Source organism: Streptomyces sp. B21-105, assembly GCF_036898465.1.
Taxonomy (GTDB): domain Bacteria; phylum Actinomycetota; class Actinomycetes; order Streptomycetales; family Streptomycetaceae; genus Streptomyces.
Window position 1 is genome coordinate 9077079 of sequence record NZ_JARUMJ010000001.1, and the last position, 21063, is coordinate 9098141.

Annotated in this window: 15 protein-coding genes and 4 pseudogenes; 11 read left to right on the forward strand and 8 right to left on the reverse strand. The window is 68.6% G+C overall.

Features of this window, described 5'->3' with window-relative positions; translation table 11 throughout:
- Positions 1-7 precede the first annotated feature (7 nt).
- Genes QA802_RS40670 through QA802_RS40680 form a run of 3 tightly spaced genes read right to left on the reverse strand, consistent with a single transcriptional unit; the run spans position 8 to position 3723 of the window.
- A complete protein-coding gene (locus tag QA802_RS40670) occupies positions 8-1051 on the reverse strand; it encodes an ABC transporter permease (RefSeq protein WP_334534034.1) in 1044 nt (347 codons plus the stop codon).
- A complete protein-coding gene (locus tag QA802_RS40675; protein WP_334534037.1) occupies positions 1044-2609 on the reverse strand; it encodes a sugar ABC transporter ATP-binding protein in 1566 nt (521 codons plus the stop codon). The genes QA802_RS40670 and QA802_RS40675 overlap by 8 nt, the downstream gene beginning before the upstream one ends.
- 49 nt (positions 2610-2658) lie before the next feature.
- Complete coding sequence (locus QA802_RS40680) at positions 2659-3723, reverse strand: sugar ABC transporter substrate-binding protein (RefSeq protein ID WP_334534040.1); 1065 nt, start codon at positions 3721-3723, stop codon at positions 2659-2661.
- Between the two features lie 859 nt (positions 3724-4582).
- On the opposite strand from QA802_RS40680, the gene QA802_RS40685 reads away from it, so the two are divergent.
- Together QA802_RS40685 and QA802_RS40690 are read left to right on the forward strand one after the other, a co-directional pair.
- The gene (locus QA802_RS40685) at positions 4583-6535 is read left to right on the forward strand and encodes an alpha-L-fucosidase (protein WP_334534043.1); all 1953 of its coding nucleotides are present in this window, start codon (positions 4583-4585) and stop codon (positions 6533-6535) included.
- A 419-nt stretch (positions 6536-6954) separates the two neighbouring features.
- Positions 6955-7080 (forward strand): annotated as a pseudogene (locus tag QA802_RS40690) (IS6 family transposase); the annotation flags it as partial.
- A gap of 180 nt (positions 7081-7260) precedes the next feature.
- Here the strand turns inward: QA802_RS40690 and QA802_RS40695 are convergent.
- A complete protein-coding gene (locus QA802_RS40695; protein ID WP_334534046.1) occupies positions 7261-7680 on the reverse strand; it encodes a MerR family transcriptional regulator in 420 nt (139 codons plus the stop codon).
- A gap of 420 nt (positions 7681-8100) precedes the next feature.
- Between QA802_RS40695 and QA802_RS40700 the strand changes: the two genes are divergently transcribed.
- A complete protein-coding gene (locus QA802_RS40700) occupies positions 8101-9588 on the forward strand; it encodes a SulP family inorganic anion transporter (RefSeq protein ID WP_334534049.1) in 1488 nt (495 codons plus the stop codon).
- A gap of 623 nt (positions 9589-10211) precedes the next feature.
- Here the strand turns inward: QA802_RS40700 and QA802_RS40705 are convergent.
- Positions 10212-10877, reverse strand: a complete 666-nt coding sequence (locus QA802_RS40705; RefSeq protein ID WP_334534052.1) for a TetR/AcrR family transcriptional regulator — start codon at positions 10875-10877, stop codon at positions 10212-10214.
- Positions 10878-10973: 96 nt separating this feature from the next.
- Here QA802_RS40705 and QA802_RS40710 point away from each other — a divergent pair, with 96 nt between their 5' ends.
- Positions 10974-11867, forward strand: a complete 894-nt coding sequence (locus QA802_RS40710) for an SDR family NAD(P)-dependent oxidoreductase (RefSeq protein ID WP_334534055.1) — start codon at positions 10974-10976, stop codon at positions 11865-11867.
- Here the strand turns inward: QA802_RS40710 and QA802_RS41850 are convergent.
- A pseudogene (locus QA802_RS41850) lies at positions 11866-11949 on the reverse strand (IS5/IS1182 family transposase); the annotation flags it as partial. The gene QA802_RS40710 and the pseudogene QA802_RS41850 sit on opposite strands and share 2 nt — an antisense overlap.
- 177 nt (positions 11950-12126) lie before the next feature.
- On the opposite strand from QA802_RS41850, the gene QA802_RS40715 reads away from it, so the two are divergent.
- From QA802_RS40715 to QA802_RS40750, 7 genes and pseudogenes are all read left to right on the forward strand, one after another.
- Positions 12127-12501, forward strand: a complete 375-nt coding sequence (locus QA802_RS40715; RefSeq protein ID WP_334534058.1) for a DoxX family protein — start codon at positions 12127-12129, stop codon at positions 12499-12501.
- Between the two features lie 199 nt (positions 12502-12700).
- Positions 12701-13183, forward strand: a complete 483-nt coding sequence (locus tag QA802_RS40720; protein ID WP_334534061.1) for a 2Fe-2S iron-sulfur cluster-binding protein — start codon at positions 12701-12703, stop codon at positions 13181-13183.
- Positions 13180-14178, forward strand: a complete 999-nt coding sequence (locus QA802_RS40725) for an FAD binding domain-containing protein (RefSeq protein WP_334534064.1) — start codon at positions 13180-13182, stop codon at positions 14176-14178. The genes QA802_RS40720 and QA802_RS40725 overlap by 4 nt, the downstream gene beginning before the upstream one ends.
- Positions 14175-16424 (forward strand): xanthine dehydrogenase family protein molybdopterin-binding subunit, encoded by a 2250-nt coding sequence (locus tag QA802_RS40730; protein WP_334534067.1) that lies wholly within the window; start codon positions 14175-14177, stop codon positions 16422-16424. Before QA802_RS40725 ends, QA802_RS40730 begins: the two co-directional genes overlap by 4 nt.
- A gap of 288 nt (positions 16425-16712) precedes the next feature.
- Complete coding sequence (locus tag QA802_RS40735) at positions 16713-17942, forward strand: XdhC family protein (protein WP_334534070.1); 1230 nt, start codon at positions 16713-16715, stop codon at positions 17940-17942.
- A 68-nt stretch (positions 17943-18010) separates the two neighbouring features.
- A pseudogene (locus QA802_RS41855) lies at positions 18011-19090 on the forward strand (IS630 family transposase).
- 221 nt (positions 19091-19311) lie between these two features.
- Positions 19312-19818 carry a hypothetical protein gene (locus QA802_RS40750; RefSeq protein ID WP_334534076.1) on the forward strand — a complete coding sequence of 169 codons (507 nt, stop codon included), beginning with the start codon at positions 19312-19314 and terminating at the stop codon, positions 19816-19818.
- Here QA802_RS40750 and QA802_RS40755 read toward each other — a convergent pair.
- Positions 19809-19985: a DUF397 domain-containing protein gene (locus QA802_RS40755; RefSeq protein ID WP_334534078.1), complete on the reverse strand. Its 177-nt coding sequence runs from the start codon at positions 19983-19985 to the stop codon at positions 19809-19811. The genes QA802_RS40750 and QA802_RS40755 overlap by 10 nt on opposite strands.
- Before the next feature lie 487 nt (positions 19986-20472).
- Positions 20473-20999 (reverse strand): annotated as a pseudogene (locus QA802_RS40760) (integrase core domain-containing protein); the annotation flags it as partial.
- Positions 21000-21063: the final 64 nt, after the last annotated feature.

Genomic DNA, 21063 nt, shown 5'->3' on the forward strand with positions numbered 1-21063 from the left:
GCCCGGATCACTCCTGGACCTTGCCGCCGGTGATGCGGGAGATGGCGAGGGCGACCAGGATGATCAGGCCGTTGAGGGCGCCGATCCACTGAGCGGGGACGCCCGCCAGGGTGAGCACGTTCTGGATCATGAAGAGCAGCAGGATGCCGCAGAACGCGCCGAACATGGTGCCCTTGCCGCCGTTCAGGCTGATCCCGCCGATGACGGCGGCGGCGAAGACGGTGAAGATGTAGCCGTTGCCCTGCGCCGAGGCGACCGAGGCCAGGCGTCCGGACAGCAGCAGTCCGGCGAGGGCGGCGAGCAGGCTGCCGGTGACGATCACGATCCACAGCACCCGGTCGGTACGGATGCCGCCCGCCTTCGCCGCGTCGACGTTGCCGCCGATGGCGTACAGCGAGCGCCCGAAGCTGGTCCAGCCGAGGACCACGATCGCGACGGCGAACAGGGCGAGGGTGAGCCAGATGGAGGCGGGCATCCCGAACCATTGCGCGGTGCCGAGGTAGAGCATCGACTCGGGCAGTTGGAAGAAGGTCTGGCCGCCGGAGATGCCCGTGAGGACGCCGCGCAGGACGATCAGCATGCCGAGGGTGACGATGAAGCCGTTGAGGCCGAAGCGGATGATCAGCAGGGCGTTGATCACGCCGACGAGCGCGCCCACGGCGAGCGTGACGGGGATGGCCCAGGCGCCGGGGAGCAGTCCGAGTCCGTGTCCCGCGCCGGTGGGCACCACGAGCCAGGCCGCGACGCCGGGCGCGAGGCCCATGGTGGACTCCAGTGACAGGTCCATCTTCTTGACGATCAGGACCATCGCCTGGGCGAGGACCAGCAGGGCCATCTCGGACATGGTCTGCAGGACGTTGATGAGGTTGTCGGCCTGCAGGAAGACCGGGTTGACGATCTGGCCGACGATCGCGATGACCACGATGGCCGGGACGAGGGCGAGGTCACGCAGCCGGGCAACGGGTACCCGCCCGCCGAGCAGCGCGGTCCGCTTCGCCTGAGGCTCCGGGGCCTTGGCCGCGGCGGTGTCCGCGAGGACGGTTTCAGGCATTGAGGTCCACTCCTTCCATCACGGCCACGAGGTCGTGGTCGTGCCAGCCGCGGGCTATCTCTGAGGTCACTCGGCCCTGGAACATCACCAGGACCCGGTCGCACATACGCAGGTCGTCGAGTTCGTCGGAGGCGATGAGCACTCCGGTTCCGGTCGCTGCGGTCTCCTCGACCTTGCCGAGGAGGAACTCCTTGGAGCGCACGTCCACGCCCGCGGTCGGGTTGATCAGGACCAGCAGCTTCGGGTCGTCGGCCAGGGCGCGGGCCATGACGACCTTCTGCTGGTTGCCGCCGGAGAGGGCGGAGACGGGCAGATCGGGTCCCGGCGTCTTGATCGCCAGGTATTCGATCATGCCTTCGGCCAGCCGGTCCCGTCGGCCGCGGCTGAGGAACCCCTTCGAGCGGAGCCGATGGGGAACGGACAGCGTGGCGTTGTCCGCGATCGACATGCCGGGCACGAATCCCTGGTGGTGGCGGTCCTCGGGGACGAATCCGGCGCCGGCGGCGAGGGCGGCGGGCACACTGCCCGGCCGGGGCCGACGCCCGGCGATCTCCACCTCGCCGGTCTCGGCGGCCCTGAGGCCCACGACGGTCTCGGCGACCTCGGTGCGACCGCTGTCGGCGGCACCCGCGAGTCCGACGATCTCCCCGGCGCCCACCTGGAAGGTGACATCGCTGTAAGCGCCCTCAGTGCCCAGCGCCTGCACGGACAGCGCGGGCGTGGCGGTGCGGTCGAGGGTGCTCGACCGCGCCTGCAGCCGGTCGATCGCCGCTTCGCCGGTCATCGCGGCGACCAGCTCGGTGCGGGGGAGCTCGGTGACCGGCGCGGTCACGATGTGCCGGGCGTCGCGGAACACCGTCACCATGTCGCAGATCTCGTAGACCTCCTGGAGATGGTGGCTGATGAACAGGAAGGTCACGCCCTGGCGCTGCAGGTCGCGGATCCGGTCGAAGAGCCGGTTGATGGCCGCACCGTCGAGCTGGGCGGTCGGCTCGTCGAGGATGATGAACCGGGCGCCGAAGGACAGCGCCCGGGCGATCTCCACGAACTGCCGCTGCTCCACGCTCAGATCGCCGGCCGGGGTCTGCGGGTCGACGTCCACCGACCACGTCGACAGCAGCTCCTGCGCCCGCCGGCGCACACCCTGCCAGCTGATGAGCCGGCTGCGGCCGTGGTCGTGCCGGTTCAGGAAGACGTTCTCGGCTACGGTCAGCGTGGGGATGATCGTCGACTTCTGGTAGACGCAGGCCACGCGCTGTCGCCAGGCGTCGCGGTCCGCGAGGCGGGGTGCGGGGCTGCCGCCGAAGGTGACCGTTCCCTCGTCGGGGGCCTGCAGGCCGGTGAGGACCGACACGAGCGTCGACTTGCCGGCCCCGTTGCGGCCGACGAGCGCGTGGGTCTCGCCGGGCCTGATGGTGATCCGGGCGCCGTCGAGGGCCACCGTCGGACCGAATCGTTTGACTATGCCCGTCGCCTCGACGACGGGCGGGCCCACCTGGGACCGTCCGTCGTCCGCCGGGGCGGGCGCGGGGCTGACTGCTTGCTCCCCGTCGCTCATCACAACCGCCTTGTGCTCGTTAGCCGTTGGGTGCCTGAAACAGGGCAGGTCAGCCGAGGTTGTTGCCCCACAGGGAGGTGTCGTCGCTCTTGACGCTGGGCACGCCGCCATAGGTGCCGCCGTCGGCCGTGACCAGCGGGGCGGAGAGCTGGTCCTCGAGCAGTCCGTCACGGACCTGGATGATGGTGCTGTTGTGGTCGGTCTTGCCGGGCTTGAAGGTCTTCCCGTCGATCGCGGCCTTCAGGTAGTACAGGGCGTACTTGGCGTAGAGGTCGGCCGGCTGGGAGACGGTGGCGTCGATCTTGCCCGCGGCGATCGACTTGAGCTCCTCGGGGATGCCGTCGTTGGAGACGACGAACACGTGCTTCTTGTTCTTCGGGTCGACCAGCAGGCCCTTCTGCTTGAGGACCTGGAGCGTGCCGGACAGGGCGAAGCTGGACTGCATGTAGATGCCCTTGATGTCCGGGTGCTGGGTCAGACGCGTCTGGAGTTTCTGTGCGGCGACGGCGCCGTCCCAGTTGGTGGCCTCACCGAACACCTTGATGTCCGGGTAGTCCTTCTTCATGCAGTCGTTGAACGCCTCGGTGCGGTCGCGGCCGTTGATGGAGTCGAGGCCGCCCTGGAGCATGACGACCTTGCCCTTGCCGCCGAGCTTGGTGCCGAGGTACTGGCAGGCATTCTCGCCGTAGGCGCGGTTGTCGGCGCGCACGACCATGAACACCTTGCCGCTGTCGGGGCGGGTGTCGATGGCGACGACGGGGATCTTCTTCGCCTCCAGCTGCGCCAGCGTCGGCGCGATGGCGGCGGTGTCCTGCGGGGCCATGGCGAGACCCTTGACGCCTTGGCTGATGAAGGTCTGGGCGTTGGCGGTGAGCTTGGCGACGTCGTTCTGCGAGTTGGTGGTCTTCAGGTCCAGGCCCACCTCCTTGGCGTACTGGGGCGTGTACTTGATGTACGAGTTCCAGAAGTCGGTGTCGGAGCGGGGGTAGTCGACGCCGACCAGCGGCGTGCCACTCGCCGACGCCGCGGTGGTGGAGCCGCTGCTGCAGGCGCTGAGCAGCGCCAGTGCGCAGAGGGCGGAGGCGGTGGTGCAGAGGGCGGTCTTGAGTCTCATCGGTACTTCCTCGCGCTGGTCCCGGAGCGGGGGATTGTTTCGCCGGTGCGACCACTGTGTGTCGTCCGCGGAGAGATGGGATGTTTATAGATGCCGCTCAGTGGTGCTGTCTAGAGCGGGATGAAAAATCCCCTGACCAAGGTAGGTGTTTGATCTTGCGGTCCTCGCCAGGCGACCCCTTGTAGGTCAATCCATCCCATCAATGATGCGCTTCTGTGATGCACTGGCGCTTGCGCTCGTACCCTTTGGGTGCTTTTGTGCTGCCGGAGTCAGGCCGCCGTGAGCCGTCGGACTCCGACGGGCTGCCCTTCCTGGCCGGCGCCACTGACGACGACCACCGGATGGCCTTCGCGCCGTCGCCCGGTGGATCTGGGGCAGCCGCACATCACCTGGTGCCGCGGGGCGCGGCGGCTGGGCAGGGTGGCGCAGTCGGCCGCGAGGCGAGGGTGGTCTGCGGGGACCGGGAGGAGGGACTGCCCGCCGACGGCGAGCGAGGTGTCGCCGCCGGATGGCGACGACGCGGATGACGCCTTCGCAGCCGAATGCGCCGTACCCGAACCTGCGCGGCACCTCCGAGGCATCGCGCCCCGCTTCTCTGCGAAACATGGCATGTCTACGGCAGAATAAACCGTCGCTTAGGTGAATAAAAGGGCCTAAGTTTCTCCCTGGGTGAGCACTTTCATCCGCTTACCTGTTGACACGGAGCAGTTACGTCATCGAACTTCATGCGTAACATCCGGCACTTGGAGCCCAGAGCGAGGGCCGCGCCTGAAGCCCTTGGGACCGCAGGTCCTCGGGCTGTCGCCCAAACCACCTCACCCCGACACATCAGAGTCACCCGAAACCCGGGAGTACACCCATGCCGTCAGGAAGAAGACTGTCCCGTCGTACCCTGCTGGGCGCTGCGGGCGCCGCTGCAGCCGCGAGCGCGCTGCCCGTGGTTCCCGGCTTCTCCCGCCTGCTCACTCAGGCCGCCGCCGCGGATACGCAGACCAATCTGAGCAAGCTGGTGGACATGCGGTTCGGCATGTTCAACCACTTCAGCCTGGGAACGTTCACCAACGAGGAGTGGGCGGCCCCGAACCAGAGCCCCGCCCTGTTCGCCCCCCCGAGTGTGGACTGCGCGCAGTGGGCCGCGGCGGCCGCGGCCGCGAAGATGAGCTATGGCGTCCTGACGACCAAGCATCATGACGGCTTCGCGCTCTGGCCGACCGCCTACAGCACGCAGAGCGTCGCCAACAGCGGCTACAAGCACGATGTCGTGCAGGCGTACTGCGACGCGTTCCGGGCGCAGGGTCTGAAGGTCGGGTTCTACTACTCGATCTGGGACCGCACCTTCAGCGTCGAGGCATGGGAAAGCCGGCACGGGGTGAGCGGGCTCGACACAAGTGACGCGATCGAGCCCAAGGACATGACGTTCGTCCTGAACCAGATCACCGAGTTGCTGACGAACTACGGCACGATCGACGTGTTCATCACCGACGGCTGGGCCTGGCAGATGGGCCAGCAGGCCCTCTCGTACCAGCGGATACGTGAGCACGTGCGGTCGCTTCAGCCCGACATCGTGATGATCGACCACGGGGCACTGTCCGTCCCCTGGCTCGGGGACGCCATCTACTTCGAGGAGCCGCTCGGCGTCACGGCACCACCCGGCAACACCTACGCCGGCATGCAGGGGCAGACGATCAGCAACGGCTGGTTCTGGCACCCCTCCACCCCGACCGAAGGTCTGATGAGCCAGTCGGCGATCCTGTCGCATCTCTCCGACCTTGAGACGAAGTACACCTCGTTCATCCTCAACTGCCCGCCCAACCGCAACGGCCGGCTCGACACCAACATCGTCAACCGGCTCGCCGGGGTCGGCGCGGCCTGGAGCCCGAATCCGCGCCCAGCGCTGCCCCCCCAGCCGTTGCGCGTCGAGCACCCGGTCACACCGGTCAACGCCTACGCCACCGCCTTCCGCACCGGCGAGGGGCCGCTCAACGCCATCGACGGACTCAGTGACCGCGGCTACGAAACCTGCTGGTCCACCTGGGGCCTCGCGACGTCGCTGCCGCACTCGATCACGATCGACCTGGGCGGGGTGTGGAGCAACGTCTCCAGCCTCGAGTACCTGCCCAAACAGTGGAACCGGAACAACTCCACCGACGGCGACATCACCTCGTACACCATCTCCACCAGCACCGACGGCGTCACCTTCACCCAGGTCGCCGCCGGCAACTGGGCCGGCGACCGTACGGTGAAACTGGCCGAGTGGACCGCGCGCTCCGTGGGCTTCGTCCGAATCCGGGCCACCGCCGCCACCGGCGGGTACGCCAATATGGGCGGTGTCAGGATCGGTGGCAGGACCGCCAAGCCTGCTCTGGTCTCCCGGCTGTTCCCCAGTACCTCCACGGTCTACCGGCTGGTCGCGAGGCATAGCGGCAAGGTCGCCGACGTGTACAGCCTCGGTACCGCCAACGGAACCAACATCCAGCAGTGGCCCTGGCTGAACAACGGCGCCCAGAAGTGGACCCTCGTCTCCACCGGAGACGGCTACTACGAGGTCCGCAACATCAACAGCGGCAAACTCATGGAAGTCGCCGGCCTGTCCCGGGCGGAGGGCGGGAACGTGGCCCTGTGGTCGGACGACAACGTCCCCCAGCAGCACTGGGCCATCACTCCCACCGGTGACGGCTACTACTTCCTCACCAACCGGCTCAGCGGCCTGGCACTCACCGTCAACGCGGGCTCCACCGCTGACGGAGCCAACATCGAGCAGGCAACGTACAACGGGTCCACACACCAGCAGTGGCAGATCGCCACGGTCTGACGCGTGCGGCCGACCGGCGGGGGGAGGCAGGGTACGCACTGACCTCCGGCCCGCTCCTCCTCGGCCTGCGAGGGGCAGCGGTGGCGGCCCCCTGCGGGCGCGAGGCGCCCAGGCGCCTCGCGCCCGCTGAATGCGTGCCTGATTCCATCATTTCTCCGAGCACGTCACCATCAACGTCCGGCTGTACGGCTGTACTTCAGGGTTTCACTCAGGCCCCCACTCCTGCCGTACATCAACGCCGCTCTCACGCCGTCCGCGCACACTGCTTCCCCGCACTCGGCGACATGACCGGCGCCACCGTCCACCTCGCCGGCTCCGGGGCCGCCGACTCGGCCTGCGCCGACGGGGCCGCGCTGGTCCAGTAGACCTGCGGAAGCCGGCTCGGCCAGCAGTCCACGCTGCGGAGCGTCGGCGCTGTCATCTCGCCCCACTTCCGGCCCCGCCGCCATCTGATGCCCGCCCACGACTACCGAGCCGAGATGACCGTCCGCTTCGCCATCTGGGAGCAGATCACCGGCGTCGCCGGTCTTGCCACCGCGACCTGAGCAGGCCGGCTCCCAATCCCACCCTGCCCCGACGCGCCGTCAGGCAGTCACAGCCAACCACGTGACAACGCCGCCCGGACGGGCTGACGTTGCGCCTCCGAGCTGACACCTCGTGAAGCCGCCTTGTCAGCGGCCGCCTGGGAGCCCGGCGTGCGCTGGGCGTGCTGGCTGTCGGGTGATTCAGGCCGGGGCGGCCTGCTCATGGCGGGCGGTGCCGAGCCGGGCGCGGAGGGTGGCGGCGAAGTCTTCGGCGCGGGCCAGTTGGACGCGCAGGTCCTCGATCTTCTGGGCGGCGGCCTGCTCGTAGGTCTCTATCCGCTCCAGGAGTGCTTGCCGCTCGTCGATGCCGGCCGGCTCGTAGGAGTCGAGGCGGTCGGTGGCGTCCAGGAGGTCGCGCATTTCGTCCAGGGTGAAGCCGAGGGGCTTCATGCGGCGGATGACCATGAGGCGGGCGATGTCGGCCTCGGTGTAAAGGCGGAAGCCGCCCTGCGAACGGGCGGAGGGGATGACCAGGCCGGTCTCTTCGTAGTGCCGGATGGTGCGCAGGGACAACTCGGTCCGTGCGGCGACCTCGCCGATCTGCATGTGCTTGTCGTCCACGCCCGTGGTCCTGGCCCTTCCCCTTGTGGCGGGCCGCGTCCCGTGCGACCCCACCCACCTCTACTTTAACGTTAGGGTAGAGTTGTTGCCGGTGAGGGCGGCCCGGGCTGCCCCGCCACTGCCGTTCCGGGGCCGATGGTGCCCCCGGCGAAGATCCGATTCATGCAGGAGAGAGAGCGTGCGCGAGCCCTTGACGCCGATCGCCGCCGCCTGCCCGCCGTGACCCTTCGCCCGCGGATGTGAGCTGCCCGGCCGCCAGTGTGTGCCACCTGCCTCGCGTCCCCTTTTCGACTTCCGGCCCGCTGTGCGGGCCGTCCGCGGGGCGCCGACCTGGTCCCTGCGCGTCCTTCCCGCACACCCCGGCCTGCCGATGGGGGTGCCCGAGCACGACAGGTACGCATCTCCTTGTCTTCTGCTGCTGTGACTCCCGCCGCGCGGCTGCGAGGCCTCAAGCCCGACTGGATTGCCGACCCGAAGGTCTGGCGCACCGAGGTCCTGGCCGGCCTGGTCGTCGCCCTGGCCCTGATTCCCGAGGCGATCTCGTTCTCGATCATCGCCGGGGTCGACCCGGCGATCGGTCTGTTCGCTTCGTTCACCATGGCCGTGACCATCTCCATCGTCGGCGGCCGCCGCGCGATGATCTCCGCCGCGACCGGCGCCGTCGCGCTGGTCATCGCCCCGCTGAACCGTGAGCACGGCTTCGGCTACCTGGTCGCCGCCGTCATCCTGGCCGGCGTCATCCAGGTCGCCTTGGGCGCGCTCGGGGTGGCCAAGCTGATGCGGTTCGTGCCCCGTTCGGTGATGGTCGGCTTCGTCAACGCCCTCGCCATCCTGATCTTCATGGCGCAGATCCCAGAGATGCACGACGTGCCGTGGCCCGTCTATCCGCTGATCATCGGCGGTCTCGCGCTGATGGTGTTCTTCCCGAAGGTCACCAAGGTGATCCCGGCCCCGCTCGTCTCCATCGTCATCCTCACCGTCATCACCGTCGCCGCCGCGATCGCCGTGCCGACCGTCGGAGACAAGGGCGCCCTGCCGTCCTCCCTGCCCGTGCCCGGCCTGCCCGACGTTCCGTTCACGATGGCCACCCTGACCACCATCGCCCCCTACGCCCTCGCGATGGCACTGGTGGGCCTGATGGAGTCACTGATGACCGCCAAGCTCGTCGACGACATCACCGACACCCACTCCTCCAAGACCCGCGAGTCCATCGGCCAGGGCATCGCCAACATCGTCACCGGGTTCTTCGGCGGCATGGGCGGCTGCGCCATGATCGGCCAGACCATGATCAACGTGAAGGTGTCCGGCGCCCGCACCCGCCTGTCCACGTTCCTGGCGGGCTCGTTCCTGATGGTGCTGTGCATCGTCTTCGGACCGGTCGTCTCCGACATCCCGATGGCCGCCCTGGTCGCGGTGATGGTGATGGTGTCGTTCGCAACGTTCGACTGGCACTCCATCGCCCCCAAGACCCTCAAGCGGATGCCGGCCGGGGAGATCGCCGTCATGGTCATCACCGTGGCCTGCGTGGTCGCCACCTCTAACCTCGCCATCGGCGTCGTCGTCGGCTCCGTCACCGCGATGGTCATCTTCGCCAAGCGCGTCGCCCACCTCGCCAACGTCACCTCCGTCACCGACCCCGACCACGCCACGGTGGTGTACTCGGTGACCGGCGAGCTGTTCTTCGCTTCCTCCAACGACCTCGTCGGCCAGTTCGACTACGCCACCGACCCGGACAGGATCGTCATCGACCTGAGCGCGGCGCACGTCTGGGACGCCTCCTCCGTCGCCGCCCTGGACGCGATCGAGACCAAGTACGCCCAGCGCGGCAAGACGGTAGAAATCATCGGCCTCAACGACCCCAGCGCCGACCTCCACGGCAAGCTCACCGGCGAACTCACCAGCCACTGACCTCACCACTGTGACGGCCGCATCGGAGACGTCGGTTCTCCTTGGACGGCCATCACCGTGTCCGGTGAAAACAGAGGAACGCCAGACGGGGAGGCCGCTCAGCATCGAACGTTTTACAGTCCCCGGCTCAACAATGTGCCGAAGCACGACAGGTGTCACCCACAACTCGCACAGACCTGCGATTTTGTGGCGGTGAGGCACCGCAGTTGTCATCAGGGCGGCACGCTACTTGTCCCTGTCAGCCAGGGAGGCGGGGTGCTGTCACCGCCAGCCCACGCTCGTCGGCTGAGCGCTCCAGTCGGCTCGCAAGAGCACCGGCACCGGGCCGGTGCCCATGCTCCGCAGTACCTCTTCCGCAGGGCGGTTGTTGCGGGCAGCCAGCCGCGTCACGTACGAGCCGGTGGACTCGCCCTGCAAAACCGCAGCCGCAGGTGCACCCGGCGCCGCCCCAGCCATTCGTCCCGCTTCCCCGCCACGGCGGCGTCCTCCCTCCGGGAATGTCCGGCTGCGGCTCATCTAACTCCCGCCGCTCGGGGCAGGCAGCTCAGGCTGACCAAACGGTCCGAACTGGTGCCCCCTTCTGGAGCGCGAGCAGTTCGTCCTGGCGCACCTTGACGACAACGTCAGGCCCGCGCCACCGTGCCCGCGATCAGCGTGGCGACGGTGTTTTCCAGGGTGGCGCGCAGGTCCAGGCGGAGCTCCGTCACGGTGGGGTCGGCTTCGTAGGCGGCGAGCACGCTGGCGGAGGGCCGGCAGTAGGGCGAAAGGGTGCCGGCCAGGATCACCGTCATCAAGGCCACCGTCCAGGCGCCATCGCCGACTTCGGGCACGTACTGGCGGATGAGGTCGGCCGTGGTCGTGATGCCGGCGATGGCTGACCTCTTGTGCCGCAGCACGACGTCGACGGACACGTTGTGCTCCAGCACATTGGCCTGGGCGTTGACGAGATCGAGCAGCACCCTCTGGCGTGCGAGGGACGCGCCGAGTATCGCGGCCACCTGGTCGCCGCGTTCACGCGCCGACAGGTGTGGGTCGACACCCTTGGCCAGTTCGTCCGGCACCTGCGCCAGCCATCTCTCCATGGCGCGCACGAGCAGTTCGAACAGCACCGCCTCACGGGACTCGAAGTACCGCAGCACGTTCGACTTGGCCAGCCCGACCCGCCGGCTCAGCTCGTTGAGGCTCAGGTCGGCCACCGGCATCTCGTCGAGCATCGCCGCCGCCGTGTCCAGGATCGTCTGGCGCCGGATCTCGCGCTGCTCCTTGCTGCGTGCTCGCTGGAAGGTCATGCACCCCAGTTTACATACCAGCGGTCTCTTGACACCAGACCGTCGGTCTCTTACTGTCGGGACCACAAGAGACCTCCGGTCTATAGGGAGACTGACATGAAGTGGACCGAGCGTGACATCCCCGAGCAGAAGGGGCGGGTGGCGGTCGTGACCGGCGCCAACACCGGCCTGGGCTTTGAGACCGCCCGTGCTCTGGCGGAACACGGGGCGACGGTGGTGCTGGCCGTGCGGGACGTCGAGAAGGGCAGGCAGGCGGCCGCCCGCATATCCGGCGACGTCACCGTGCAGGAGCTGGACCTGACGTCACTGGAGTCGGTCCGCGCCGCCGCGGCCGACCTGCACGGCACACACAGGGGGATCGACCTGCTGATCAACAACGCCGGTGTGATGCAGCCGCCGAAGCAGACCACCCGCGACGGGTTCGAGCTGCAGTTCGGCACCAACCACCTCGGGCACTTCGCGTTCACCGGGCTGGTGCTGGACCTGCTGCTGCCCGTGCAGGGCTCGCGGGTGGTGACGGTCAGCAGCCTCGCCCACCGCATGCGGGCCGCCATCCGCTTCGACGACCTGCAGTCGGAGCGGGACTACAGCCGCGTCGCGGCCTACGGGCAGTCGAAGCTGGCGAACCTGATGTTCACCTACGAACTGCAACGCCGTCTCGGCTCGCTCAGCACCACGATCTCGGTGGCCGCACACCCGGGTCTGGCCAATACCGACCTGGTGCGCAACCTCCCCGCCGCGATGCGGGTGATCGCCCCCGTGATCGGGCCCTTGATGAGCCAGAAGCCGGAGATGGGCGCCCTGCCGACCCTGCGCGCGGCCACCGACCCCGCCGTCCGCGGCGGCCAGTACTACGGCCCCGACCGGATGGGCGAGTCCCGAGGACACCCGAAGGTCGTCGAGTCCAGTCCGGAGTCCCACGACCGGACCGTCCAGCAACGCCTGTGGACGGTCTCCGAGGACCTCACCGGTGTGAAGTTCCCGGTCTGAGCGCTGTCCCGTAAATGCGGTAGCCGCCGTCCGCGATGACCGTTGTCCTGCCGACGGCGTCCTTCGTGCCGGACAGTTCCCACCCTCAGCCCACCCGACCACGATCGCCACGTCGAGTCGTGCCTGCTCGGCCTCTGCGACGTCGATGAACGGGCCGACGTCCGGGAGACCGGTTCTGCGGTAGGGGTTCACTGTCGGGGCTCAAGCGATCAAGACATATCTTGCAGTTGAACATTCAACCAATCGTGGAGAAGTCCTGATGAACATACTTTTGTGGATCCTTGCGGGCGTGCTCGCGGCGATATTTCTGGCCGTCGGTCTGATGACGGTGCTCCGGCCGAAGGAGAAGCTGGCTGCAGCCGGCTTGGGCTGGGTCGAGGGCGTCAATCCCGTCGCCGTCAAGGCGCTCGGGGCTTTGGAGGTGCTGGCCGCAGTCGGTCTGACCCTGCCCGCACTCGTGGACATCGCTCCCATTCTGGTGCCGCTGGCCGCGACCGGCCTGATCGCGCTCATGATCGGTGCCGCGATCACCCATGCCCGCCAGAAGGAAACCCCGATGATCATGCTCAATCTGGTGCTGCTGGCGATGGCCGCAGTCGTGGCGTGGGGACGATTCGGCCCGCATTCCTTCTGAACGCGTCTGCCTGTCGAATCCAGCTATGCCATCCCGGTTCGATGTCGATGAGCGGGTCGACGTCTGGGAGACCGGTTGGGCGGCGCGGCGACGAAATACCGGAAAACCGCCTACTGCGGGCGTTACTACGGCTCTACCCCACAGGGTCGGCGACCCCAGTCACCGGCCACCGATCCTCACCGGCAAGGACGTGACCCCAATGCCCGAGCTTCGACTCCGGATCAACGGAGAAGACCACATCGCGGACGTCGCGCCGCAGGTCAGCCTGCTCGACGTGCTCCGCGAACACCTGTGGCTGACCGGCACCAAGAAAGGCTGCGACCAAGGGGCCTGCGGCGCCTGCACACTGCTGGTCGACGGGAGACGCATCGTGTCCTGCCTGGCCCTGGCGGTGCAGTACGAAGGTCGGGAGATCACCACGATCGAGGGCATCGCCCACCCGCTGCAGGAGGCCTTCGTCCGCAAAGACGGCCTGCAATGCGGGTACTGCACGCCGGGCCAGATCTGCTCGGCGATCGGGATGCTGAGCGAGTACGCCGCGGGCGCACCGAGCGCAGCCACCGAGGGACTGACCCCCGAAACACTGACACCCGCGGAGATCCGCGAACGGATGAGCGGCAACATCTGCCGCTGCGGGGCCTACAACGGCATCGCCGAGGCGATCCAGGAAGTCGCGTCATGAAGACCTTCAGCTACCTCAGTCCCCCCGACGTCGACGCCGCCCTGCGGCAGATCACCGCCGAGCCCGGCGCCAAGTTCCTCGGCGGCGGCACCAACCTCGTCGACCTCATGCGCGAAGGCATAGAGGCGCCCGCCACGCTCATCGACATCACCCGGCTGCCGCTCAACGGCATCGAGGAACTCCCCGACGGCGGGCTCCGCATCGGGGCGCTGGTCCGCAACAGCACCCTGGCGGCCCACCCGGACGTGCGCGCCCGCTACCCGTTGCTGTCCCAGGCCATCCTGCTGGGCGCCACCGGGCAGATCCGTAACATGGCCACGGTCGGCGGCAACCTGCTGCAACGCACCCGCTGCCTCTACTTCTACGACGAGGCCTCGGCGTGCAACAAGCGGGAGCCTGGTGCCGGCTGCTCGGCCCGCGAGGGCTTCAACCGGGGCAACGCGGTGCTCGGCACCAGTGACGACTGCGTCGCCACCCACCCCTCGGACATGGCCGTCGCGCTGGCCGCCATCGACGCCGTCGTGGAGGTCCGCAGCAGCCGCGGCAGCCGCCGCATCGCGCTGACCGACTTCCACCGGCTCCCGGGCACCACCCCGCATCGGGAGTCCGAACTCGAAGCCGACGAACTCATCACCGCGATCGAGCTGCCGCCGCTGCCGGTCGCCGCCCGGTCGCACTACCGCAAGGTCCGTGACCGGGCGTCGTACGCCTTCGCCCTCGTCTCGGTCGCCGCCGCCCTCGACATCGGCACCGACGGCCGCATCACCGACGTCCGGCTGGCACTCGGCGGCGTCGCGACCAAGCCATGGCGGGCACGCGCCGCGGAGCAGTCGCTGCTCGGCGCCCAAGCCACCGAGCAGAGCTTCGCCACCGCCGCCGCCGCCGAGCTCGCCGCCGCCATTCCCCTGTCCGGCAACGCCTTCAAGATCGACCTGGCCCGCCGGACGGTCGTGGCCGTGCTTCGCAAACTCACCACCGAACGGAGCGGATCGTGACCACACACGCCAATCCCCAGGGCGAACCCGGCGCGAACACGGATGCGTCCGTGCCGGTCGGCGGCGCGGTCGGCCGCCCGGTCGACCGCCGCGACGGCCACGCGAAAGTGACCGGGACGGCACTGTTCTCCGCCGAGCACCGCTACCCGAACCTCACCTACGCCACCATGGTGCACGCCACCATCGCCCGCGGCACGATCACCGGCATCGACACCGCCGCGGCAGCCGCAGTGCCCGGCGTCCTGGCGGTCCTCACCCATCTCAACGCGCCGCGGATCCGCCCGGTACGCAAAGCCAACATCATCCGGGACCTGGGACCGAGCATCTCGGGAACCGCGGTCGACTACCTCAACACCGATCAGGTCTTCTGGGACGGCCAACCCATCGCCGTCGTGATCGCGGAAAACTCGGCCGCGGCGAACGAGGCCGCCCCGCTCGTCACGATGACCTACCGCGAGGTGCCCGCGCGGGTGGACTTCGCCGTCGAGCAGAAGAACGCCACCGTGGCCAAGGGCGACCTCACCTTCGCCGGCGTGGCGAAAAAAGGTGACGCCGACGCGGCGCTGGCCACCGCGGAAGTCTCCGTCGACCTGCACTACACCACGCCCGGCCTGCAACACAACGCGATCGAACCGCACGCGACGACCGCCAGCTGGGACGGCGGCCACCTCACCGTGCACGACACCACCCAGTCCACCGATCAGACCCACAAGTACCTCGCCTGGCGGTTCGGCGTGCCGGCATCCCACGTCAGGGTGCGGGCCGAGTTCGTCGGCGGCGCCTTCGGCGGAAAGTTCGCCGTCTGGCCCGGCACGGTCATCGCCGCGATGGCGGCCAAGGCCGTCGGGCGACCCGTGCGCCTGGCGCTGAGCCGCAAGGCCGTCAGTTGGTCCGCCGGCGGGCGCACCGCCTCGAGCAACCGGATCGCGCTCGGCGCGACCCGCGACGGCCAACTCACCGCACTGATCCAGGACAGCATCACCCGCACCGGCTCCGTCGGCGGCCTGCTCGAAGCGACCAGTTCACCGGCCCGGCACCTCTACGGCGCCGACAATGTGCTCACCCGGCAGAACCTCGCCGAAATGGATCTGCTGCCCAACACCTCGCTGCGTGCCCCCGGCGAGGCGATCGGCAGCTTCGTACTGGAATCGGCCATGGACGAACTCGCCTACGAACTGGCGATGGACCCGATCGCCTTGCGGATGCGCAACGAACCCAAGACCGATCCGACCGGCGGCAAGAAGTTCTCCCAGCGGATGCTGCGCGAAGCCTTCCAGACCGGCGCCGAACGCTTCGGCTGGGCGAACCGCGATCCCCGACCGCGCTCCATGCGCGACGGCGAATGGCTCGTCGGCATGGGCACGGCCGCGGCCTATCACCCGGCCGTGCGGCTGACCGCCGACGTCAAGGTGCGGCTCAGCGACGACGGCACCGCGCTCGTGCAGTGCAGCTTCCACGAGATGGGCATGGGCGCCGCGACCGTCCAGGCACAGATCACCGCCGACGCGCTCGGTATCGGATACGAGAAGGTCCGGGTCGAGTACGGCGACACCGCCCTGCCGCCCGGGCCGATGGCCGGCAACTCCAACCAGACCGCGACCGTCGCCACCAGCGTCCTCGCCGCCTGCGCCGAACTCACCCGGAAGGTCACCGCGCTGGCCCGGCGTACGGGCACCACCGGTCAAGAACCGGCGACCACCCTACGAGCGGCGCACATCCCCTTCCTCGAAGCCTCGGTCGGATCCACCACCCGGCTCGGCGCACTACGCAGCCAAGGCCGGTTCCTGACCACCTTCCTGAAAGACCAACGCTGGTCCAAAGCCGCCCGCGGCGCGCAGTTCTGCGAGGTACGGGTGAACGCCGACACCGGCGAACTACGGATCTCACGCTGGCTCGGCATGTTCGACGTCGGCCACGTCATCAACCCGAAGACCGCCGCCAGCCAACTGCGCGGGTCCATCGTCATGGGCATCGGCATGGCGTTGTCGGAGCAGACCCTGATCGACCCCCGCAACGGCCGGACCATGAGCGCCGGCCTCGACTCCTACTACCTGCCGGTGCACGCCGACATCCCGCCGATCGACGTCGCCTGGCTCAACGAACCGGACAAGACAATGCCCCTGGGCATCATCGGTCTCGGCGAGGTCGGCGTGACCGGCGTGGCAGCCGCGATCGCCAACGCCGTTTTCCACGCCACCGGCCGACGCGTCCGAGACCTACCGATCTCCCTGGACAAGACGCTGTAACCACTGCCCGGCCTCGGCGTCCGGCATCCATACTCGTGGCCGCCGCCAGGCTGGCCAACAGCGCCTTCCACGCTCATTTCGTTTCCGAGGATGACCTGGCAGGACGCCACCGTCGCCGACCAACTGCCCGGCTCGGTTGTTGTCGCGCAAAGGCATCGACCACGTCCGCCCGGTTGGGCGCGGCCAGCGAAGCTGACGAGCACGCCAAAGCGTGACCAGGTCTGGCCGGTTTAACCACCAGCGAGGAGACCTTCCTCGCGTCTCGCACCGGCCTGTTTTGGAGACCGAATGATCGACATCGCCGACCAGCTCACCGACTGGGTCGCCAGCGGCAGGGACTTCGCCGTAGCCACCGTGGTTGCTGTCACCGGCAGCGCGCCGCGACCGGTAGGTGCCGCCCTCGCCGTCGACGGCGACGGCGTGGTCATCGGTTCCGTCTCCGGCGGCTGCGTGGAGGGCGCGGTGTACGAACTGTGCCGACAGGTGCTCCAGGACGGCGTACCGGTCCTCGAACGCTTCGGCTACAGCGACTCGGACGCCTTCGCGGTGGGCCTGACCTGCGGCGGCATCATCGACATCCTGATCACCCCGGTGCGAGCCGGGACGGCGGACGGTGAGGTGATCGCGGCGGCACTGGCCGCCTTCTCGGCGGGCGAGACCGTGGCGTTGGCCCGCATCGTCGATGGACCCGGCGACCTGACCGCACGGCCCCTCCTCGTACGTCCTGACGGCTCTCACGAAGGCACCCTCGGCGGTCACCGCGCACTGGATGCCACCGCCGCCGCGATGGCCCGAACCATGCACGACACCGGCACTGCCGTCATCGGCGAGGACGGCTCGCACTGCGGAAGACCGGTTACCCTGCTGATCGAATCCAGCGTTCCACCACCCCGGATGATCATCTTCGGGGCGATCGACTTCTCGGGTGCCCTGACCCGGATCGGCAAGTTCCTCGGCTACCACGTGACGGTCTGCGACGCCCGCCCGATGTTCGCCACCACTGCCCGCTTCCCGGAAGCGGACCAGGTCGCCGCCGACTGGCCACACCGCTACCTGGAGTCCACCGACATCGACAGCCGAACTGTGCTGTGCGTACTCACCCACGACGCCAAGTTCGACATACCCCTGCTGCGTATCGCGCTACGGCTTCCGGTCGCCTACGTCGGCGCCATGGGCTCGCGCCGCACCCACCAGGACCGCACCCGACGCCTGCGTGCGGCCGGAGCCACCGAACTCGAACTGGCCCGCCTTCGTTCGCCGATCGGCCTCGACCTGGGCGCCCGAACGCCCGAGGAGACCGCCCTGTCCATCGCCGCCGAAATCGTGGCCGAACGACGCGGCGGCAACGGAGCACCCCTGACCGGCACCAACCGCTCGATTCACCACGACAAGCCGGCCCGGACAGCCGACACGCTAGCCTCGGCGCACCAAACCCGGCCAGCGACCGCGAGGACGCCCAGTCAGGCGACCGTCGCCGCGGTCGCCGCACCGGCCAGGCCTGCTGTGACCCGTTACTGACTTCGGCTCAGGGTGAATCATCGCGAAGTCCCTCAGGGGCTTCGGGTGGTGGCTGTATTCCGTGGTGTGTGAGGTATGCGGATGGGGGCGGGCTGACCGCCGCGGGACGTCGGCGCCGGGAGAGGGGTACGGCTACAGGCGGCCAAGTTGTTCGAGCAGGAGATCAAGCCGTCGGAGGTGGCACGGCGCCTGCGGGTGAGCTTGAAGTCGGCCTATCGATGGCAGCAGTTGTGGCGGGACGGCGGCGTGCAGGCTCTGGCATCCCGTGGCCCGAGCGGATCGCGGTGTCGCCTGTCCCCGCGTTGTCTGGAGAAGCTGGCCGGGTATCTGGAGCAGGGGCCGGCCGCGCATGGCTGGGTGGAGGACCAGGTGTGGACCGCGGCGAGGGTGGCCACACTGATCGGCAGGAAGTTCCACGTCTCCTACAGCGTCTCCGGGGCGACGAGGCTGATGCACCGGCTCGGCTTCAGCCCGCAGGTCCCCGCGCGGCGGGTCGCAGAACGCGACGAGCAGGCCGTCACCGCGTGGAAGGAGGCGACCTGGACCGAGGTAAAAGAGCCCGGGCGGCTTGCGGAGGCTACGTCTGTTTCGAGGCCGAGGCAGGCTTCACCCGACGGCCGCCCAGAGGACGTACCTGGGGCCGGCGCGGCGTGACTCCGCAAGTGGCGGTCAGCGGGCGACCCTCGGCGCGGCTGTCGGTGGCCGGGCTGATCGCGATGCGGCCCGGCTCCCGCACCCGGCTGTGCCACCGCCTGCGCGTCCACCGCGCGGGCAAAGGCAAGCGCCGCGCCATGGGCGAGCGCGACTTCATCGCGCTGATCGACGGCGTCCACCAACTCGTCAAAGCGCCGATCGTGTTGGTGTGGGACCGCTTGAACACCCACGTGTCCCACGCTATGCGTGAGTTGATCGCCGAGCGTGCACGGCTGACGGTGTTCCTGCTGCCCGCCTACTCGCCCGACCTCAACCCCGTCGAGGGGGTATGGGCGCACGTCAAGCGCAGCCTGGCCAACCTCGCCGTGGTCGCCCTCGACCGGCTTGAGGCCCTCGTCCGCAACCGACTCAAGCGTCTTCAGTACCGGCCCGACATCCTCGATGGCTTCATAGCGGGCACCGGCCTGGCACTCGACGGACCAGCGTCACCCTGACGAGCCGAAGTCAGTAAGTGGCCGGACAGGGGCGGGCGAAGGGGTTGCCACGGCGGTCAGCGGGTCCGTAAAGACACGGGCAAAGGACGCTCACATCAAGATCGCCGGAAGAAAAGAGAGTTCGTTACGGCCGAGGAATGATCACGCCACGCCGACGATCTACGGGCCAGCCACTCTCACGTCCAGTCATCAGTTCTTCCTCCAGAGCGAAAGACAGGACAATGACGCCTACGCCCCACAAGCGCTCACGTCGAGCAAGGATCGCGGCCCGCATCGGCATGGTGCTGACCGCCGTGGCGCTCGCGCTCGGTATCACCGCCGGAACAGCCCTGGCGGACACGCTGACGTACAGCGGCGACTTCAGCTGGCGCGCGACGCAGGTGAAGCGGCTGGCCAACTGCGCCTCCACCCATTGGTACAACGGCACTCAGCAGGCCGCGGCCTCGACGGGCGACGCCTCGACCGGCAGCAAGCTCACGGCCTGCGACGGGGCGGGATCCGACTCGTACTGGGACGGCGTGCATCTCCTCGCTGCCGACACCCTGACCATGAACGGCCGTAAGGTCGGTTACCGCTCCGACCAGAGCTGCCCGCCCTCGCGCGGCTTCCAGTTCATCAAGTGCTGGTATGTGGGCGGCAAGACCAAGGGCAACCCCGTCATCAACGTCTCCATCATCGCGACCGGCTATGGCGGCCAGGACGTGGCCGTGGACTGGTACTACCTGTAGAAGAGGAACGCGGCCCAGGCTTCACCGGCGACGGTGAGGCCTGGGCCGCCGGGGCTTTTGGAGTCGCGGATGTGCATCGCGGTGGTGGGGGAGTGAGGGCAGGGGGCGATCTCTACGCAGTCCCCGCCGCCACTGTCGCTGCGGGCCCGCGCCCCCCAAAGGGACACGGGCCCGGAGCCGTGGACGGGGTGGGGCTGGGCGTCAGCCCACGTTCACCGAGTACGACGATGTGCTCAACTTGCCCTTGCCGCTGAAGACTTCCGTGCCCGCCTCGACACTCCGTCAGCGTCTCGCGCTTCGTGCCGAGGGGGCCCGCCTCGCCGCCGACGCGCTGAGGACCCGGATCCACGCGGTGCGCCGCGCTGACCGCCTGGGCTCCCGCTCCCGGCCGCACACCGTCGCCGTGCCCGCCGCTTCGAGGTCTCGTCTGCGGTCGCCCCGTACGGACCGGAAGGCCGGCCGCGTCCCGGAGCAGGCGACCGACGTCGCCGCGATGGATCAGACCCGCGCCACGTTCGAGGCCGCCGCCAAGATTGCCGCCAAGCTCACCGACGGCGTTCGGGACCGCGCCATCGCCTCCGGCCCCCGCCCGCAGCCCACCGCGACAACGACCTCGCCGACGCTGCGCCTGCCGAAAAGCTCATCCGCCCGGTTTCAGACGCCATGTCGATACTCGTGGAGGATGCCGCCGAGTCGTTGGCGTCGTCGTATGTCGAGGTGGGTAATCTGCTCCGGATCGCCGATTGGCATCGGTAAGGGGCGTAATGGGCGGGCGTTGGCGATGCCTTGATGGGGCCGGTGGGAGTTGTAGAAGTCTTCGAACTCGCGTAGTGCGTGGAGCAGGTGCGCTGGTTCCAGATCAGGGTGCGGTCCGGCAGCTCGTGCCGGCAGGTCTGCACCCACCTTTCCATGAGCGAGTTCATGCGCGGCATCCGTACTCCGCTGAGTACTACCTCGATCCCTGCATCGTTGAGGACGGTGTCGAACAGGGCGGGAAACTTTCCGTCCCGGTCCCGGATCAGGAACTTGGCCCGGCAGTCGGCGTCTTCGAGGTCCATGACGAGGTTCTTCGCAACTTGTGTCACCCAGGATGCGGTGGGGTGCGCGGTGGCGCCGAGGACCCGGATCCGGCGGCTGCCGTGCTCGATCACCGCACATACATAGAACCGCGCCCCGGACAAGGCAGGGCCCCGGCGTTTGCCCGGCTCGCCCCCGCCTGGGCCGGTTGATCATGCTGGCGGGCCC

What these genes read in the sequence shown, in the direction of transcription:
- QA802_RS40670 (WP_334534034.1), bottom strand. Translation starts at nt 1,051, where the DNA reads ATGCCTGAAACCGTCCTCGCGGACACCGCCGCGGCCAAGGCCCCGGAG.
- QA802_RS40675 (WP_334534037.1), bottom strand. Translation starts at nt 2,609, where the DNA reads ATGAGCGACGGGGAGCAAGCAGTCAGCCCCGCGCCCGCCCCGGCGGAC.
- QA802_RS40680 (WP_334534040.1), bottom strand. Translation starts at nt 3,723, where the DNA reads ATGAGACTCAAGACCGCCCTCTGCACCACCGCCTCCGCCCTCTGCGCA.
- QA802_RS40685 (WP_334534043.1), top strand. Translation starts at nt 4,583, where the DNA reads ATGCCGTCAGGAAGAAGACTGTCCCGTCGTACCCTGCTGGGCGCTGCG.
- QA802_RS40705 (WP_334534052.1), bottom strand. Translation starts at nt 10,877, where the DNA reads ATGACCTTCCAGCGAGCACGCAGCAAGGAGCAGCGCGAGATCCGGCGC.
- QA802_RS40710 (WP_334534055.1), top strand. Translation starts at nt 10,974, where the DNA reads ATGAAGTGGACCGAGCGTGACATCCCCGAGCAGAAGGGGCGGGTGGCG.
- QA802_RS40715 (WP_334534058.1), top strand. Translation starts at nt 12,127, where the DNA reads ATGAACATACTTTTGTGGATCCTTGCGGGCGTGCTCGCGGCGATATTT.
- QA802_RS40720 (WP_334534061.1), top strand. Translation starts at nt 12,701, where the DNA reads ATGCCCGAGCTTCGACTCCGGATCAACGGAGAAGACCACATCGCGGAC.
- QA802_RS40725 (WP_334534064.1), top strand. Translation starts at nt 13,180, where the DNA reads ATGAAGACCTTCAGCTACCTCAGTCCCCCCGACGTCGACGCCGCCCTG.
- QA802_RS40735 (WP_334534070.1), top strand. Translation starts at nt 16,713, where the DNA reads ATGATCGACATCGCCGACCAGCTCACCGACTGGGTCGCCAGCGGCAGG.
- QA802_RS40750 (WP_334534076.1), top strand. Translation starts at nt 19,312, where the DNA reads ATGACGCCTACGCCCCACAAGCGCTCACGTCGAGCAAGGATCGCGGCC.